Annotated in this window: 22 protein-coding genes, 1 tRNA gene and 1 pseudogene; 17 read left to right on the top strand and 7 right to left on the bottom strand. The window is 43.9% G+C overall.

The genetic code is table 11. The annotated features are described in order from the left end of the window. Position 1 precedes the first annotated feature (1 nt). The 6 genes and pseudogenes from Micr_RS04260 to Micr_RS04230 all read left to right on the top strand — a co-directional run bounded on the left by Micr_RS04260 (position 2) and on the right by Micr_RS04230 (position 6,227). Positions 2 to 3,622, top strand: a pseudogene (locus Micr_RS04260) (DNA-directed RNA polymerase subunit A'). Positions 3,623 to 3,643: 21 nt separating this feature from the next. Next, a complete protein-coding gene (locus Micr_RS04250) occupies positions 3,644 to 4,762 on the top strand; it encodes a glycosyltransferase family 4 protein (protein WP_203134436.1) in 1,119 nt (372 codons plus the stop codon). Positions 4,763 to 4,803: 41 nt separating this feature from the next. Continuing rightward, a complete protein-coding gene (locus Micr_RS04245) occupies positions 4,804 to 5,028 on the top strand; it encodes an LSM domain-containing protein (RefSeq protein WP_203134435.1) in 225 nt (74 codons plus the stop codon). Positions 5,029 to 5,040: 12 nt separating this feature from the next. Further along, positions 5,041 to 5,125 (top strand) — tRNA-Ala (locus Micr_RS04240). A gap of 143 nt (positions 5,126 to 5,268) precedes the next feature. Next, positions 5,269 to 5,604, top strand: coding sequence for a hypothetical protein (locus Micr_RS04235; protein WP_203134434.1), 336 nt, complete (start codon positions 5,269 to 5,271; stop codon positions 5,602 to 5,604). Positions 5,605 to 5,639: 35 nt separating this feature from the next. Then, positions 5,640 to 6,227 (top strand): DUF655 domain-containing protein, encoded by a 588-nt coding sequence (locus tag Micr_RS04230; RefSeq protein WP_203134433.1) that lies wholly within the window; start codon positions 5,640 to 5,642, stop codon positions 6,225 to 6,227. Positions 6,228 to 6,318: 91 nt separating this feature from the next. Here the strand turns inward: Micr_RS04230 and Micr_RS04225 are convergent, their stop codons facing one another. Further along, positions 6,319 to 6,603 (bottom strand): 50S ribosomal protein L21e, encoded by a 285-nt coding sequence (locus Micr_RS04225; RefSeq protein WP_203134432.1) that lies wholly within the window; start codon positions 6,601 to 6,603, stop codon positions 6,319 to 6,321. 106 nt (positions 6,604 to 6,709) lie between these two features. Here Micr_RS04225 and Micr_RS04220 point away from each other — a divergent pair, with 106 nt between their 5' ends. From Micr_RS04220 to Micr_RS04195, 6 genes are read left to right on the top strand one after another with little or no spacing between them, the layout of a single operon-like run. Beyond that, positions 6,710 to 7,042, top strand: coding sequence for a hypothetical protein (locus Micr_RS04220; protein ID WP_203134431.1), 333 nt, complete (start codon positions 6,710 to 6,712; stop codon positions 7,040 to 7,042). 9 nt (positions 7,043 to 7,051) lie between these two features. Then, a complete protein-coding gene (locus tag Micr_RS04215) occupies positions 7,052 to 7,441 on the top strand; it encodes a methionine-R-sulfoxide reductase (RefSeq protein ID WP_203134430.1) in 390 nt (129 codons plus the stop codon). Between the two features lie 4 nt (positions 7,442 to 7,445). Further along, a complete protein-coding gene (locus tag Micr_RS04210) occupies positions 7,446 to 7,928 on the top strand; it encodes a hypothetical protein (protein ID WP_203134429.1) in 483 nt (160 codons plus the stop codon). After that, entirely contained in the window at positions 7,912 to 8,346 is a 435-nt protein-coding gene (locus Micr_RS04205) for a hemerythrin domain-containing protein (protein WP_203134428.1), read from the top strand. Before Micr_RS04210 ends, Micr_RS04205 begins: the two co-directional genes overlap by 17 nt. A 37-nt stretch (positions 8,347 to 8,383) precedes the next feature. After that, a complete protein-coding gene (locus Micr_RS04200; protein WP_203134427.1) occupies positions 8,384 to 8,677 on the top strand; it encodes a hypothetical protein in 294 nt (97 codons plus the stop codon). A gap of 1 nt (position 8,678) precedes the next feature. Then, positions 8,679 to 9,044 carry a PadR family transcriptional regulator gene (locus tag Micr_RS04195; protein WP_203134426.1) on the top strand — a complete coding sequence of 122 codons (366 nt, stop codon included), beginning with the start codon at positions 8,679 to 8,681 and terminating at the stop codon, positions 9,042 to 9,044. Positions 9,045 to 9,098: 54 nt separating this feature from the next. Here the strand turns inward: Micr_RS04195 and Micr_RS04190 are convergent, their stop codons facing one another. After that, a complete protein-coding gene (locus tag Micr_RS04190) occupies positions 9,099 to 9,575 on the bottom strand; it encodes a hypothetical protein (protein WP_203134425.1) in 477 nt (158 codons plus the stop codon). Positions 9,576 to 9,709: 134 nt separating this feature from the next. Beyond that, positions 9,710 to 10,309, bottom strand: a complete 600-nt coding sequence (locus Micr_RS04185) for a hypothetical protein (RefSeq protein ID WP_203134424.1) — start codon at positions 10,307 to 10,309, stop codon at positions 9,710 to 9,712. 142 nt (positions 10,310 to 10,451) lie between these two features. Here Micr_RS04185 and Micr_RS04180 point away from each other — a divergent pair, with 142 nt between their 5' ends. Beyond that, entirely contained in the window at positions 10,452 to 11,048 is a 597-nt protein-coding gene (locus Micr_RS04180) for a class IV adenylate cyclase (RefSeq protein ID WP_203134423.1), read from the top strand. Positions 11,049 to 11,329: 281 nt separating this feature from the next. Further along, positions 11,330 to 11,806, top strand: coding sequence for a hypothetical protein (locus Micr_RS04175; protein ID WP_203134422.1), 477 nt, complete (start codon positions 11,330 to 11,332; stop codon positions 11,804 to 11,806). Between the two features lie 95 nt (positions 11,807 to 11,901). On the opposite strand, the gene Micr_RS04170 is transcribed toward Micr_RS04175, so the two are convergent. From Micr_RS04170 to Micr_RS04160, 3 genes are all read right to left on the bottom strand, one after another. Further along, positions 11,902 to 12,216 (bottom strand): ArsR family transcriptional regulator, encoded by a 315-nt coding sequence (locus Micr_RS04170; protein WP_203134421.1) that lies wholly within the window; start codon positions 12,214 to 12,216, stop codon positions 11,902 to 11,904. Further along, positions 12,213 to 12,851, bottom strand: coding sequence for an ElyC/SanA/YdcF family protein (locus Micr_RS04165; RefSeq protein WP_203134420.1), 639 nt, complete (start codon positions 12,849 to 12,851; stop codon positions 12,213 to 12,215). Before Micr_RS04165 ends, Micr_RS04170 begins: the two co-directional genes overlap by 4 nt. Positions 12,852 to 12,948: 97 nt before the next feature. Beyond that, entirely contained in the window at positions 12,949 to 13,206 is a 258-nt protein-coding gene (locus Micr_RS04160) for an ArsR family transcriptional regulator (RefSeq protein ID WP_203134419.1), read from the bottom strand. Positions 13,207 to 13,448: 242 nt separating this feature from the next. Between Micr_RS04160 and Micr_RS04155 the strand changes: the two genes are divergently transcribed. Then, entirely contained in the window at positions 13,449 to 14,135 is a 687-nt protein-coding gene (locus Micr_RS04155) for a hypothetical protein (RefSeq protein ID WP_203134418.1), read from the top strand. Positions 14,136 to 14,417: 282 nt separating this feature from the next. Beyond that, positions 14,418 to 14,807, top strand: a complete 390-nt coding sequence (locus Micr_RS04150) for a hypothetical protein (RefSeq protein WP_203134417.1) — start codon at positions 14,418 to 14,420, stop codon at positions 14,805 to 14,807. A 276-nt stretch (positions 14,808 to 15,083) separates the two neighbouring features. Here the strand turns inward: Micr_RS04150 and Micr_RS04145 are convergent, their stop codons facing one another. Further along, on the bottom strand, positions 15,084 to 15,521 hold the full coding sequence (locus Micr_RS04145) for a hypothetical protein (protein WP_203134416.1): 438 nt from the start codon (positions 15,519 to 15,521) through the stop codon (positions 15,084 to 15,086). Positions 15,522 to 15,691: 170 nt separating this feature from the next. On the opposite strand from Micr_RS04145, the gene Micr_RS04140 reads away from it, so the two are divergent. Next, positions 15,692 to 15,850 (top strand): hypothetical protein, encoded by a 159-nt coding sequence (locus Micr_RS04140; RefSeq protein ID WP_203134415.1) that lies wholly within the window; start codon positions 15,692 to 15,694, stop codon positions 15,848 to 15,850. The last annotated feature ends 54 nt before the right edge of the window (positions 15,851 to 15,904 follow it).

Genomic DNA, 15,904 nt, shown 5'->3' with positions numbered 1-15,904 from the left:
CATGGTTCAGGCTGAAATAATAGACCACATAAGGTTCACGGCGATAAGCCCTGATGAGATCAAAAGAATGAGCGTGGCTAAGCTCATAGTCCCAGATACGTACAACGAGGACGGATATCCGATAGACGGAGGGCTTGTAGACCAGAGGCTCGGAGTCATAGACCCCGGGCTAAAGTGCAAGACCTGCGGAGGAAGGGCTAAGAGCTGCGTTGGCCACTTCGGCCACATAGAGCTCGTGAGGCCTGTCGTGCACCCGGAGTTCTCAAAATCCATATACCTGCTTCTGCAGTCCACATGCGAGAGCTGCCACAGGATTCTCCTAGACGAAGAGCAGATATCCGAGCTCAGGCCTGCTATAAAAAGCTTCATAAGCGTGGAAGAGGACGTCGTGGAAACGCTTCCGGAGACATCATCGCTTGCCACTCTTACAAAGAAGCTCAAATCCGTAAAGAAGTGCCCGCACTGCGGCACTATGCAGCAGAAGCTCAAGTTCGAGAGGCCTACTTTCTTCTACCTAGGGCCGAACAAGATGAAGCCGGACGAGATAAGGGACTGGCTCTCAAACATAAGCAACGACGACCTTTCGCTGCTCGGAATAGACGGCACCGCGACAAGGCCGGAATGGTTCATACTTACTGCATTGCTGGTTCCTCCTGTAAACGTCAGGCCTTCGATAACCCTGGAATCGGGAGAAAGGAGCGAGGACGACCTGACGCACAAGCTCGTAGAAGTCATGAGGATAAACCAGAGGCTTGAGCAGGACATAGATGCCGGAGCGCCTCAGATAATAATAGACGACCTCTGGGAGCTTTTGCAATACCACGTTACTACTTATTTCAACAACGAGACCCCGGGAGTTCCTGTGTCAAGGCACAGAAGCACCAGGCCTTTGAAGACGCTCGCGCAGAGGCTCAAGGGCAAGGAGGGAAGGCTCAGGTACAACCTTTCCGGAAAGAGGGTCAACTTCTCCGCTAGAACCGTAATATCTTCGGATGCAAGCCTTACGATAAACCAGGTAGGAATACCTATGCGCATAGCGGAAAACATGACTGTGCCGTTCTACGTTACCAAATGGAACATAGAGAAGGGCAGGGAATTCCTCAAGAATCCGGCATACCCTACTGTGATAAACGTAATAGGCAAGGACGGGCTGAGGAAGCGCGTCACGGAAACGAACAGGGAGGAGCTGCTCTCGGTACTCGAGCCAGGAGCCGTGCTTGAGCGCCAGCTGATAGACAACGACATAGTGCTATTCAACAGGCAGCCAACGCTTCACAGGGTATCGATAATGGCGCACAGGGTAAAGGTGCTCCCTGGCAAGACCATGCGCATGAACGTCTCGATAGCAATGCCTTACAACGCAGACTTTGACGGAGACGAAATGAACCTGCACGTTCCGCAGAGCATAGAGTCGCAGGCAGAGGCGAGATACCTCATGCAGCCAAAGAATATAGTGCTTGGAGCGAAGGACGGGAGGCCTATAGCGTTCATAATAGAAGATGAAATAGCAGGTGCATACCTGCTCACTAAGGACGACGCAATGTTCGACAAGCAGGAAGCAATGGTGATGATGTCGAACATAGGCATATACGAGCTGCCGGAGCCCCAGCGCAACGGCATGTACTCTGGCAAGAGCCTGTTCTCAATGCTGCTTCCAAAGAATTTCAGCTTCGAATACAGCAACAAGTCCAACAAGGTCGTAATAAAGAACGGCGAGCTGAAATCCGGCATAATGGACAGCAAACTCGTGGGCTCTGGCGCAGTGCTGATAGCAAAGCTTTTCGTGCACTACGGGCCTGAAGTCGTCGAGCAGTTCATACTGAAGCTTACGAAGCTTACTCTGCGCGTTTCATACATGTACGGCCTTACGGTTGGAATAAAGGACTACTACAACTCCGAGAAGCAGATAAAGGAGAGGGAGGAAATAGTGGGCCAGACTAAGGAGAAGGCTGCGGAGCTTGCCGAAAGCTACAAGAAGAAAAAGCTCGAAGCGCTTCCGGGATATACCCGCAAGGAAACATTCGAAATGCTGCTGCTTGCACAGCTTGAAGAGGCCAGGACAAAGGCGGCAAAGCTTATATCGTCAACAACGGACGAAAGCAACGGCGCTTATATGCTTGCGACAGTAGGAGCACGTGGAAGCGTACTCAACATGCTCATGATAAAGCTGCTGCTGGGTCAGCAGCAGGTAAGGGGTAAGCGCCTGTCCAGGGGCTATTCCGGAAGGGTTCTTCCGTATTTCAAGAAGAACAGCAAGGATCCGGAATACAAAGGATTTGTTACAAACGGCTACCAGGACGGCCTCACACCAATACAGATGTATATGCATGCAATGGGTTCGAGGGACTCGTCAATGACAAAGTCGCTTGTAACTGCTGTCAGCGGATATCTGCAGCGCAGGTTCATAAACGCATTGCAGGACTTCTATGTTGAGACAAACCTCAGCGTTAAAGACGCAAGCGGCGCGCTAATACAGACGATCTACGGCGGCGACGGAATCGACCCGACCATGGAAATGGTAACAAGCCAAAAGCTGTGAGTGGTTATTATGTCAGAATCAAAAAGCGAAAAAGAATACAAAAAAGAAAAACCTGAAGTGTCATACGGCGAGCCCGTAGGAGTCGTGGCTGCGCAGTCCCTGGGAGAGCCTGCAACACAGATGGTCCTGAAGTCGTTCCATACTGCAGGAGTTTCGTCCGTTGTCACTACTACAGGGCTTCCAAGGGTAATAGAAATAATAGATGCAAGGAAGCGCGTCAAGCTGCCGGTCATGAGGATAAGGGCGGAAAAATCCATAGCCAAGGACTACGAAAAGGTAAAGCAGCTCAAGCAGAAGATAGAAGAGATAAAGCTCAAGTCGCTGCTAACCAACTACGAAGAAGACATAAAGTCCGGAACCATAAAGTTCAACTTCAACAGGGAAAGGCTTTCGGAGAACAGCCTCACGGTTTCCCAGGTGGCTTCAAAGATATCAAAACACTTCGAAGGCATAGAGCTGTCTACCGAATCCGGAGCCATAACCGTAAAATACAAGAGCAAGCGCGACGCAAAGAACATGCGCACCGCTTTCGTGCACATACTTAATTTTGCGGTTGCGGGAATAGCTGGAATATCCAAAGCCGTAGTGCAGCAGAGCGAAGACGGCGCATTCTACATAGTTACGAGCGGCAGCAACATGGCCAAGGTCATAGAGATAGAAGGAGTCGACAAGGATCGCATATACTCCAACGACATATTTGAAGTGCTCAAAGTCTACGGGATAGAGGCCACGAGGAACCTCATAGCTTCAGAGATACAGAAGACGCTTTTGGATGAAGGCTTCGGCATAGGCTTCAGGCATATAAGCCTGGTAGCCGATACGATGACCTATACCGGCATAATAAGGAGCATAGGCAGGCACGGGATTGCGGGAGACAAGGCATCGGTGCTCGCAAGAGCTGCATACGAAGAAACCGTCAAGCACTTCGTGAATGCCAGCGTTTTCGGCGAACGCGACCTGCTGAAGGGAGTTGCCGAGAACATACTGATAGGCAAGCAGATAGCGGTAGGCACAGGAAGGATAAAGCTTGCCGTAAGGAAGGAAGATCTCAAGAAAATAAAGAGCAGCTATTCCGAGAAGTGAACGGCTGCCTTGGCGCTTTACATGCCTGGAAGCGAAACCACGCTCCTGTGGCTCAACCACAGGGACATGATGCACAAAATGTCTGGAGGCGCAGAGCGCTCGATAGCTGAGATAGGCTCAAGGCTTTCAGGAATGGGCTTCTCGGTAAACCTATATTCCGTAAACGACGGAACGCTCAAGGATTCTGATTATTTCAACGGCATAAAAATAACGCGCGCTAGTTCGAACATCACTGCGCACGTGTCCGTCCCAAAGCTCATAAAGAAAGTCAAGCCGGACGTCATAATCGACGACATGGCTCACGCAGTCCCATGGCTCTCAAGCTTCTTCTCAAACGTTCCTGTGGTTGTGTATTTCAGGCACATGCACGCAAGGACAATATCCGGGCAGCTTCCGTTCCCTCAAGCCTCGGCCATAAAGCTCATCGAGAAAGCTTATGGAATAATATACAGAAATTCGACTTTCGTTACCGAATCCCATTCTTCGGAATCGGATCTCGTAAGCTTGGGCATACCGAAAGAGCGCATACGCATAATACTTCCCGGAGTCGACCATAAGCATTTCCATCCTTCTGCAAAATCAAAAATCCCGTCAATGATTTACTTCTCTGGGATGAGAGACTACAAAAGGCCCTGGCTCGCGCTAAGCGCTTTGGCCGAAGCCAGAAAGAAAAATGCAAATGCAGAGCTCAATGTCGTCGGAAAAGGCCCTTCTACGCAGAAAGTAATGGAATCAGCTTGGGAAGGAAAAATGAAAGGAGTCAAGTTCTGCGGAAAGGTTCCAGAAAAGAGCCTGCCGAAATTGATATCAAAGTCGTGGGTGAACCTGAACTTTTCCGTTGCCGAGGGATTCGGGTATTCTATACTGGAAGCGGCTTCCTGCGGTACTCCTACAATAGCGCTAGACGCGCACGGAGTTACGGAAACGGTAGAAAAATACGGTTTCGGAAAAGCAATAAAAGAAATCGGAGAGTTCGGCGAAGCTTATGCCTCAATAACTGAAAACATAAGCAAAGTTTCCAAAGATGTCAGGAAGCGCTCGATGAAATTCGATTGGGACAAATGCGCAAAAGAATGGGCAACACTGCTCAAAAGCGCTGCGCGCGAGGATACTAAAGAAATAAATAAGAAAGTGTTTTAAAGCTTAAGAATAAACTTAATAGTATATTTTTTGGTGTATATATGTCACAGGAAAGGCCATTCGATCTTTTGAACAAGGTAATCGGGCAGCAGGTACTCATAAAGCTGAAGGGAGGCGCAAGCATAAGGGGCAAGGTAACCTCTTTCGACGCACACATGAACATAGTGCTCGATGCCGCTGAAGAGCTTAATGACGGAGAGCTCAAGGCCAAGCTCGGCACCATACTCCTGAGAGGGGGAAACATACTCTGGATATCGCCTGTTTAAGCTTATTCTCGTGGGCTTCTGGCACAACGGTAGCGCGCCTGTCTGGCAGGCAGGAGGTTGCGGGTTCGAAACATACGCGAAAATCCCGCGAAGTCCACATTAATATTCTTGCAATAGCGCGAGCTCAAAAAGGCCGGAATTGCTTATGTTTGCTTGCATCCTGCAGGGCAATACACAAGCTTTATAGATGTTGTTTTTAAAATAATCCTTAAAGATAGACTGTCATAGTTAGTGGTTATAATGATAGGAAAAAAGGTCGAGGACAAGGGCGTTGCAACGCTCTACGATGTCTACGAAGTGCTTAAGGAGCGCAAGAAGAGCTCGAAGCCGTTCACTTATGAGCAGCAACTTGCGTTCGATTACGTTGAAAAGTTCAGGCCGCAGAAGAAGTCCCAGCTTGAGAAGCTGCAGAAGGAGCTTGAGGAGCTGGGCCTGAGCAAATACGCAGTGGCAAAGCTCATAGAGGTAATGCCAAAGAATGCGCCGATGGCAAAGGCAATACTGATGAAGGAGAACGGTATTAACGAAGAGAAGGTAAGCAAGGTAGTCGCAATACTAAACGGGAAAGGAAGCTGAATGCAAGTCATTAAAGCGGATGAAGGGTTGTACACATGGAGAAGGACAATGAGAGAAGGGAGGAATATGCACTCGTGCTCGATTTTCTCTCTACTGGCAAGTCTTTTTCTTCAAGGTCTGAGCCAGTCGCACAGCTGATGGGCGAGGAATGGTTTACTCTTCTCGAAGCTACGCCAAAGCCCGGAGTTACGCTAACTACTGCAGAGCGCGTCTACATAGGCAAGGACGAGCGCGACAAGATAGCGCTCATAAAGTTCAGGATAAGCTACTCCGAGCTTACGCAGACAGCCCAGGGCAATCTCAGGAACATAATACTAAGCATAATAAAGTCAAACCCGCAGAGGTTCGTAAATTTCTTCAACAATTCCGGCTCGTTGAACATAAGGGAGCATTCGCTTGAGCTTCTCCCTGGGATAGGCAAGAAGCATCTTCAGGCAATACTCAAGGCCAGGACCGAAAAGAAGTTCGAGAGCTTCGAAGACATAACTACAAGGGTGGCGCTTCTCCAGGATCCTGCTGAAATGATAGCACAGAGGATACTGCAAGAGCTTGAGGGCAACGAGCGCTTCTACATATTCACAAAGCCCTACTTCAAGAGGGAACAGCCGCAGCGCAGGTATTGAGCCTTTGGCATCGCAACCGGCCGGCGCGCATGTTTTTTATGCGCTAATTATTCAAAGCTCGCGCTATTGCTCAAAACAAAAAATAAAGGCATCAAGCCTTGTCCAGGTGTATCGCAGGCACTATCAGGGTCCTTTTCGCCTTCATTATTGTCACTTCGACAACGTATGCGGTGCCTCTCTTCTCCTTTATGACTCCGATCCTGCCCTTATACCTCGGGTGCGGTATGTTCTTCACGCTGCCCTTTGGTATTATGGCTACCTTGTCTCCAACTTCGTAATCCTTTATGTAAGTGCGTACGCTCTGCTTTGAAGGCATGTGGTGCCTTGCCATGTTCCTCGTCTTTCCCGAGAATAAACCTGCCGATCTCTTTGTCATTTCAAAAACCCGAAAAAAATTGCGCAAAAGCCGCGCTCTTGCAAGTGGACTATTAAGCGCATATATATTTATGCCTTAAGGCTTAAAAATCTTCTAGGTGTTCTTGATGGCAAAGTCCCAATCTCACGATTCAGCTCTAGGGAAGCATATTGTGCTTCATCCGACGTACAGGGTTGTCAACATGGTCGCAAGCGCTGACCTCAGCATAGAGCTGGATCTCTACGGCCTTGCAAGGCTGTCCTACGACGTCGACTATGAGCCCGAGCAGTTTCCAGGGGCAATTCTCAAAATACACGAGCCCAAGTCTGCGCTGCTTCTATTCAAGAACGGCAAGATAATATGCACTGGTGCCAGGACCGAGGCCGACGTGAAGCGCTCCATAGACCAGGCAATAGACCTCATAAAGAAGTACAAGAAGCAGAGCGGAAAGGCCAAGTAAGGCAATAAAATGGCGGAATACGCAAAACTCACAAAAGAGGAGGAGCGCGTAATACTGCACAAGGGCACGGAAGCTCCATTCACCGGAGAATACGACGATTTTTTCAAGCCAGGAACTTATGTATGCAAAAGATGCGGGGCTCCACTGTACCGTTCCAAGGACAAGTTCGACTCCGGATGCGGATGGCCGGCATTCGACGACGAAATTCCTGGAGCAATTAAGCGAATCCTTGACGCTGACGGCATAAGGACTGAAATAGAGTGCGCCAGGTGCGGCGCCCATCTGGGCCACGTATTTACCGGCGAGCAACTTACAAAGAAGAACGTAAGGCACTGCGTCAATTCCATATCTATAAAGTTTATTCCTGATTCCTCAAATATGGATTCAAAGCAAGGTTAGTCAAATGGACAACGTATCCGCAAGTTCAAAGCTGGCAAGGTCATACATGGCAATAGCCTTTGCCTATCTGCTAATCGGCACGATACTGCTGGCGCTCGATCTAACAGGGGTTATTTTGATAAAGCACGATCCAATATTCATATTGGAGCTTTACGGCTTTGTCACTATGATGGTATTTGGGCTTTCCTATATTTTCGCACCCGGGCTTTCCCATGCGACTTTTGCAAACTACAAGTCAGTAGCAGTTGAGCTCGCAGCAATGAACATGGGGATAATATTGTTGTTCTTATCCATGATAGGGCTTTTTGGAAGCGCCACTACTGCGCTGCTGCCTTTGGGCCTAGCGCTTCTTGTGCTGGCAATACTTATACATGTGGCAAACATCTGGCACATAATGGCTTCTGGAAAGAGCATAAAGCCTGTAATACAGAAAAAAGAGCCAGTACAAGCTCAAAACGGTGTTCAAAACAATGGGAAAAATCTATGAATTCATGTCCGGGGAGCATCACGAAGAGTACGAACTGCTCGAACAGTTCAAGCTTTCGGAATCGCCAGAATACTTCGAAAACTTTGTTTCAGGGATATCAAGGCATATGGAATTTGAGGAAAAAATACTTTTTCCGATTGTGGAATCGCATACCGGCGAAACAGAAAACCTTCTGCTCGAAGAGATATCACTGCAGCATTCCAGGATAAGGTCCCTGATTCAGGAAATAAGGCTGGCAATAAAGAATCCTAGTGCAAATAAAACAATCCCTGGATTTGTGTCAGAGCTTGAACAGCTGCTCACTTCCCATGATTCCATGGAAGAGTCTGACTTCTATCCATGGATAGACGAATACGCGAATTCGGACGAGATAAAAAAAGCGTTTGAAAAGCTCGATTCCATGAAACGAAACATTTAAATATTTATATAACTAACTATATCAGTAGTGATATAATATGAGATACGAAATGAACGAAAATGGAAACGACTGCGGTTGCGGATGCGGCCACGGAAACATGAATGGTGGCATGCGCGGAGGTATGCGCGGACGAATGGGGATGCACATGCACGGAATGGGAACGAGCTCTGACATGGACAGCATGGATGAAATGGGCCCCCTACACAAGGAAAGGCTCATAGAAAAGCTCAAACTCTACAAGGAGGACTTGGAAGAGCAGGCAAAATTCATAGCAAAGCGCATAGACGAGATCCAGAAAGGCTCAAGCGAAACCGAAGCCAAGGATGAATGAAATGCCAAGAGGCTATTGCAACTGCGGACCTTTCAGGGTAGACATAGTGCCAAAGGGGCTGCTCAAGCCCCTGGTGCTGAAGCTGCTCTCTGAAAGGCCCATGCACGGCTTCGAGCTCATGGAGCAGATATTCGAAAAGACAAACGGCATGTGGAGGCCCGGCCCGGCAGCAATATATCCAACCCTGGAATGGCTTGAGGCGAACGGCTACATAAAGTCAGACGAAACCGAAAAGAGGTCCGAAAAGACAAGAAGGCAGTACTCCATAACGAAGAAGGGGACCGAAGCTCTGGAGGATTACGAAAAATCCGCACAGGAAATCAAAAAAAGAATGCAGGAATTCGGGACTATATACGGCAGGATATGACCGGAATAAAAAGAAGCTTTTATCCTAACTCTACTAGATAAGTTAAGAAGCAATCTAGTCTATGGCTTTCAATACGCTCCTAGGAAATACTTCAGTTATAAGTATAAAAAGTTTGTCGCCTTCGATGCTATAGTTTCTGGATATCACGTTTTCATCGGCGTACAAGTCGATGATATGCCTATTTTGGGTTATATGCATGGCTTTCACTGCCTGGCCGATACCCATATTCTTTTCCCTGATGATTGCAATAAACTGGTCAGAATTCATGCTGATTGGTATTACCGACTCGGCAAAATAGACAGTAGGATGCCTGCCATCTGCTCGCTCGGCATAAATCCGCACCTGGCGCACAATAACATCTGACAGTTCGTGCTGTGCAATAACCTCAACTTTTACGGGTACTTTTAAGATATTCGACACTTCGGTCTGAGTCATCTCCTCGTTGAGAAGTATCTCTTTCTCTACGGGGGTGAGTTCTGAAGACAAGCTGCCAAGAAGTTTTTCGGAGTTTGAATTGGTAAATTTCGCCATGTTATCGTCTTAGGTAATTCCATAAAAACCTATTAAAGATTTGCATAGATATCCTATGCGATCAAGCCAGCCAAGGTTTATTGACTAAATTCTCATGCAATTAACCATTATTGTTTACAACAAGGGCGTCTAGCTTATTTTGAGTTTCTTGCTATGTACTTTTTTATTATATTCTCTGGGCCTTTATCAATTACGATGCTTATGGCTCTGTTGTATTCCTTACCAGCGTCTTCGGATTTCCAGTTATCGTATTCGAAAAAGCCACTGAGCCCGTCAGAAAACAGCATTCTGTTAAGTTCGTATAATATTGCACCTTCTATTACATGGTATTTTGTGGCGGTGCTCTCATTCCTGAAATCCTCAAAAAGTTTTTTGTATCGTATGTGCTTCTCATTCTGGAATAAAATATTGTGCACAAGCTCATGCACTAATATTGCAGTGCTTACCTTTACGTCTTTGTAAATCTTTATGGTCAGAGGCACAGATAGCGAATTAGGGGCATATTTGGATATATAAACGTCTATCAACTGCTTCTGCCATTTAAGCCCTGAGATATTTGAAATGTCCTTAAGCACACGTTTAGAGTATTTTGAGAATTCCTTGCTGACAATCTTTATGTATCTCTCAGCTTCTGCCTGCATTTTGTTGCTATATTCTTTGCCTGACAATTCTGCCAAGGTGCTGTCGTATATATAGGAGTAAATGAAATCTAGCTTTGGAAGTATTATGTCCATTGCAAGCACCATATCGCTATTTTAGTGCAAACGCTTAAATCCTAATCGCAGCATGCGTAAACCTATGGCCCAGCGGACTCAAACAACTTATGGGAATAATTAATAGATTATAAAGCCATCCTAAAGTAAAAAAGGTTTTACTATGGAAGAAAAAAGGGTTCAGGAAGTTGAAAAGAGGGCCTTATTGAACGGTTCTGAATATGAAGCGGTTAAAAATAAGCTCATAACGCTTGGAGCTTCGAATGAAGGAGTTGTTAACATTAATGATACCTATTTCTGCAGGAAAGATACGAAATCTTTTTCAGAAATCGAAATGAAAGAGGTTGGATCGTTCAGTTTAAGGCTGCGCGAACAGTCGGCAGCGGATAAGCCAAAAGAGACGATGATGAACGTCAAGGTAATAACCAGGCAAAATGACCACAATTCTTGGGAAGAACACGAAATCTTAGTCGGATCGATGGATGAAGCTACGGCTATCCTAAAAGCCATAGGGTTCAAGCCTTTCTGCACTATAAAGAAAAAACGATTAGCGTATACACTTGAAGGCGTTAGCATATCCCTAGAAAATATCGAAGATTTTGGCCTGGGGATCGAAGCAGAGATAATGGCAACCAAGGACAAAGAGGATTCGGCAAAAGCAAAAATAGATGAGGTATTGTCAGAAATAGGAATTGGCAGTTCTAAGGTAGTGGAAAAAAGCATAACCAATATTATAATGCGCGAGAAGGCAAAATTTTAGATAGGTTATGATTTTACGGTAATATTTATCGCAAAGTGTGCCGATGAAGTATTGAACAGAGCATTCTTCAGATAGTCTAAATGGCTTGGTGATCACCAAAACGCTGTCCCGGATGTCGCAGCTGGCTGTACATTTTATTCAAGGCTTCGCTCCTTTAGTCTATCTTGCTCTTAAAGTGTTAAATCTGCTTCTAAGGTAAGATTAGGAGCACACTTTTAGAGCCAAGCCTGCCATACAAATAGGTATAAATATCTGGATTAATAGAGTGACTTTGTGGTATTATGACAACATCGTCAACAACGACGTCAAACCCGTCAAACGAAACTTCTAAACAAAAAACAACTAAAACAAACGGTTCTGTTTTTGTTTCTATGTTGGAACAAGCCGTTCGTCTGATTGATGAGGGTAGAAGCCCAAGTTCTGTTTGTGACGCATTAGGTTCTTCTCTTGCACATTCCTTCAGAAATATGGATGGTGAAAATCGTACTCAAACGAGTGATTTTCTAAAAACTGTGCCAAATACTGCTAAAATATTTGGCTATTATTTGCAACAAGAGATTGATTGTATTGATGATTCGAGAGAGGACGCAATACGCATGTTAAGGAATTCCCGTTACCCTAAGCTGTCAGAGCAAGTACCACAAGAAATTTCTGATGATGTGCGCAAGGAAATAAAAAATCTTGAAGAAAAAAATGAAAATGTAAAGCGTGGAATGGCAGAAGGCAAACGTGATATGTACAAAGATTCTTTTAGATAATAGCAGGCCCTGAAAAGGACCTAATCACGCCTTTTTCAGTTGTCTATAAGAGATATTAATTTTATGATATCAGGCGTATAGCCCCCAGAGGCGCACTATTGTCGAAAAGCTGTCCCTGAAGCTATCATCTGTATGTAAATTTCAATAATTAAATAAAAATAGTTATGTTTGACAACTTCAAAGCAGGGCCAGCCTGCCTCGGTTATGTTGAATTTTTCATCAATGTATCCGGTGTCCCTTAACTCGCGCAGGTGCTGGTATATCATGCCTCTGGTCTTCTTCAGCTCCTTTGCTATCTGCGCCACGCTCCTTTTCTCGCTCTGCGCTATTTTCTCCAGCACTGACCTCTTGGCTTCTGTAAGGTTGTAGCTCAGCTTTTGCAGTTTGTTTGTGGTATTTGCTATTTTCATCGGTTTTTAAGTCCAAATTTTATCTTTACTGCCTTAATCAATTTTGAGTACAGCTTTTTATCATATAAGGAGTTTATTTCTAGAACAGAAGCAATTTGACCACTAATTGCGTCATCGATGCCGGTGCGCATGCGATAAGGTTTTACTAGGACATTTTTATATGCCAAGCCCTTATTCAGTTCTTTTCCTATTTGCTCTGTGGTAAAATGTTTTGAATAGAATTTAAGCGAATATTCCAAAAAATAGTTTTCTATTTCTCTCTTGCCAAGTCCGAACCAATAATGCAGTACATACCACATGACTTTTGGCGGCCTTATATTATCACAAAAAACCGTCACTGAACCATTGGCCAATTTTAGCAATGGCTTGGTAAACTCTATGTTCTGAGCAGTTGTCAAAGATCTTTCCTCAAGCAGTATGGTTGTATTCCGCTTTACTTTACTCTCTAGATATTTTGAAATGGTGCTTGCCTCGGATTCCAAGGGTCTTCTAGGGTTTGTGTGTCCCCCGGAAAGTACAACAACTTCAATATCGTTTTTATTGACAAAAGAAGCAAAATTATCCAAGTATCTCTTATAATTCATATTTGAACGATCAAATAGCCCATACCCAAGCAATACTGCATATTTTACCAAATTAACACCGCACACGTAACGCTTGCATTTAAATTATTTAAATCGTTCTTCAGATTAGTGCTATATAATATTAAACTGGTGCTGACACAAATCTAATTCAAAGCAGGGCCAGCCTGCCTGCCTCGGTTATGTTGAATTTTTCATCAATGTATCCGGTGTCCCTTAACTCGCGGAGATGCTGGTATATCATGCCCCTGGTCTTCTTCAGCTCCTTTGCTATCTGCGCCACGCTCTTTTTCTCGCTCTGCGCCATTTTCTCCAGCACTGACCTCTTGGCTTCTGTGAGGTTGTAGCTCAGCTTTGGCAGCTTCAGGAGTCCGTTTCCCGGAATGCTGTTTGTGACTATCTCGTGCACTCTTTGGCTAAAGAGTATATCATTTGTCTTACGAAATCTTGTGGTCGTAGCTCTATCTTAACTCAAATTTTGTAAAACTATATAAAGAAGTAGCATGGCAAAGTCAATTAGCCCACAAAACAAGGGTACTTGTCACTAACTGAAATCTGCTCATATACAAAATACTTCTCAATATTGCCTATCAAACAAATACAATTAAAAAACCTTCTTACTAATAGTCAAATAGGGTAGGGGGTTCTATTATGGCAAAAAGCGTATCTAAGCCTAAGACCGGATTTTACGTAGTAATAGGCATATTGCTCGTTTTGGTAGCGGTCTTTGCAGTGCTGTATGCACAAACGTTAAGCTCTTATGCACAAACACAAGGCTCCTATTCCTCTGTGAAGTATAACTATAGCGTGTTGCAATCAAATTATAATACTCTCAAATACAACTATATTACAGAAAAGGTCAATTTTAGCAGCCTGCAGGCCGCTTACAATAATTTATCTAAAAAGTATAACATAACAGAATATAATTTGACACATCCTTACATTAAGATTTTAGCAAACAAGCAGGTTGTAAGTATACCGCCAGAAACATACAATTATACAACTGGATTGTATGTGGCATCTTCATACAACTTTTCGTTCTCTGCTCCTTATCCTGGGTATTTAGTAGTAAATTATACCGTTTCACCTATCAATAACAATTTAGATAACGGTACATTTTTCATATATGTTTCGACCCAAAAGCCATATTACAGTGGCGGAGTATTAGATACAAATGAATATATTGCTCCTGTTGATTCCTATGCCGGGCCTAATGGTCAAACTGCAATATTACCTATAGTTAATGGAACAAACTATATGCTATTGTCTAACTTCTATTATAATCAAACAGTAACTGCAGAATTTTCAATCAAATACTTCGGCTTTCATACATCATAAACTTATTGATGATGCTGTTTGACTTTCTACTAAGTTTAGCGTCATCTTTGATAAAAAATAATAAGAAACAATATTTAGATAAAGCATAATAGTCTTATCTCTTACTCGTAACCTTCTCTTCACTCAAGACTTCATTCAAACGATGTAAAGAAACCATAAGTAAAGCTTGCTTACCTTAAAATTTTCCAAAACAGGACGTTGAACTTAAAAGATTAATCTTTTACTACTTAGTACTTAATACAGAATGGTGTGAATATGCTATCTACAAATCTAGTAAAAGGTATGGATGGAATAAAAATAAGATTCGATGGATGGGTGCCATTTGATGATATATTAGATTATGCGGATAAAAAAGCAGGTGTTTATGAAATAAGGATGAAAGACGGCAGGAAATTTGGAAGAGTAAGGGGAGAATCTGATATAGTTTACATAGGCAGCACTACTAAAAGCTTTAAAAGCCGCTTTAGAGGCTATATGAAACCTGGCAGAGATCAGCCAACAAACCAGCACGTTAAATGGTTCTCTAAAAAATACGAGATTGAGGTTGCATTCTTACTGATAGGAAAGCCAAGACTTTACGAAAGTTTATTGATTGACACATACATCGCTGATCACGATGAATTACCTCCATTAAATCATCAAAGCATCAATAAATTTCATTTTAAGCACTAATTTGAAATATATCGCGCGGCTAGCCGAGCGGGCGAGCGATGGCGGAGCGAGCCCGCGAGCCAAGCCCTTACTTAGCCGAGCGCCACGTCTTGTACTCAAATATCGTGGCCGTAAGCACTGCCTGCAGCACAAGGGTCGGCATCTCCGGCATAAGCGCAAAAACCGCCAAAACCATCAGGGGCAATAGCGTTTCACATAATAATTTGCTGCGACATTCCTTGTCATAAGCTTTTTAGGGTAAAAACTACACCTGCAAGATTAGAAATGGTCTTTTAGTCATCTTTTGCGTATCTCAAGCTTATTGCCTAGCTTTAATTGCAGGAGCTTCTCTGCATCAGTAAAATTAGTTAATATTTTCATTTTGTGGTTTTTATTTTCAATTACTAAATTTATTTTTTCAGGTGCGTCGAAAACTGCACTTTTTACATCTGACCACTTTATGAACAAAGCGTCTTTTTCTTTCTTCAAATCTCCGAAAGCCAATTTATCCCATTTGGTTATTTTTGGCGAGCTTATCGCAGCATCAAGGATCATAGTTACTATAAAACCCACAATAACACCTCCTACAACTCCACCTATTCCTATAAAAAGCCAGAATAAAATGAAAGCTATTAAGAACACTCCCCAAGAAAATTTTCTTGAATAAGTAGTTAACTTTATTAGCCCGGGCTCAGAAATATAATAGACTGAATATTCGTTTTCCTTCGCACGCATCAAAGCCATATTTTTGAATTATCTATATAACTATTTATGCTTTATCCTGTTAGGGGCTTTGTAGTTTAATAAGATTTCTTAGTTTTATTCGGCTTCTTATAGTTTTATTATTGACGAAGGTATAGCTAAGGTGTATAAATCCCGAATTGATACATTATGCAAGTAATTTTATGGCAAAATACAAAGTAACTTGGAAACACAGGGATTTGGGGGACGTAGAGTTCGTAGAGACAGAGGAAGTAAGTGTAGATACTATACTAGATGCCTATGCGAGACTAAAGCAGACAAAGCCAGGATACGTAATCATCAGCAAAGTAGAAAAGATATAGGGCTATTGAATAAAGTTAGGCTTTATCGCAAACTCAAACATAGCACTTATCAGC

It is taken from the genome of Candidatus Micrarchaeum sp. (genome assembly GCF_016806735.1).
In the GTDB taxonomy this organism is placed as follows: domain Archaea; phylum Micrarchaeota; class Micrarchaeia; order Micrarchaeales; family Micrarchaeaceae; genus Micrarchaeum_A; species Micrarchaeum_A acidiphilum_A.
This window is presented reverse-complemented; position numbering and strand designations above follow the sequence as displayed.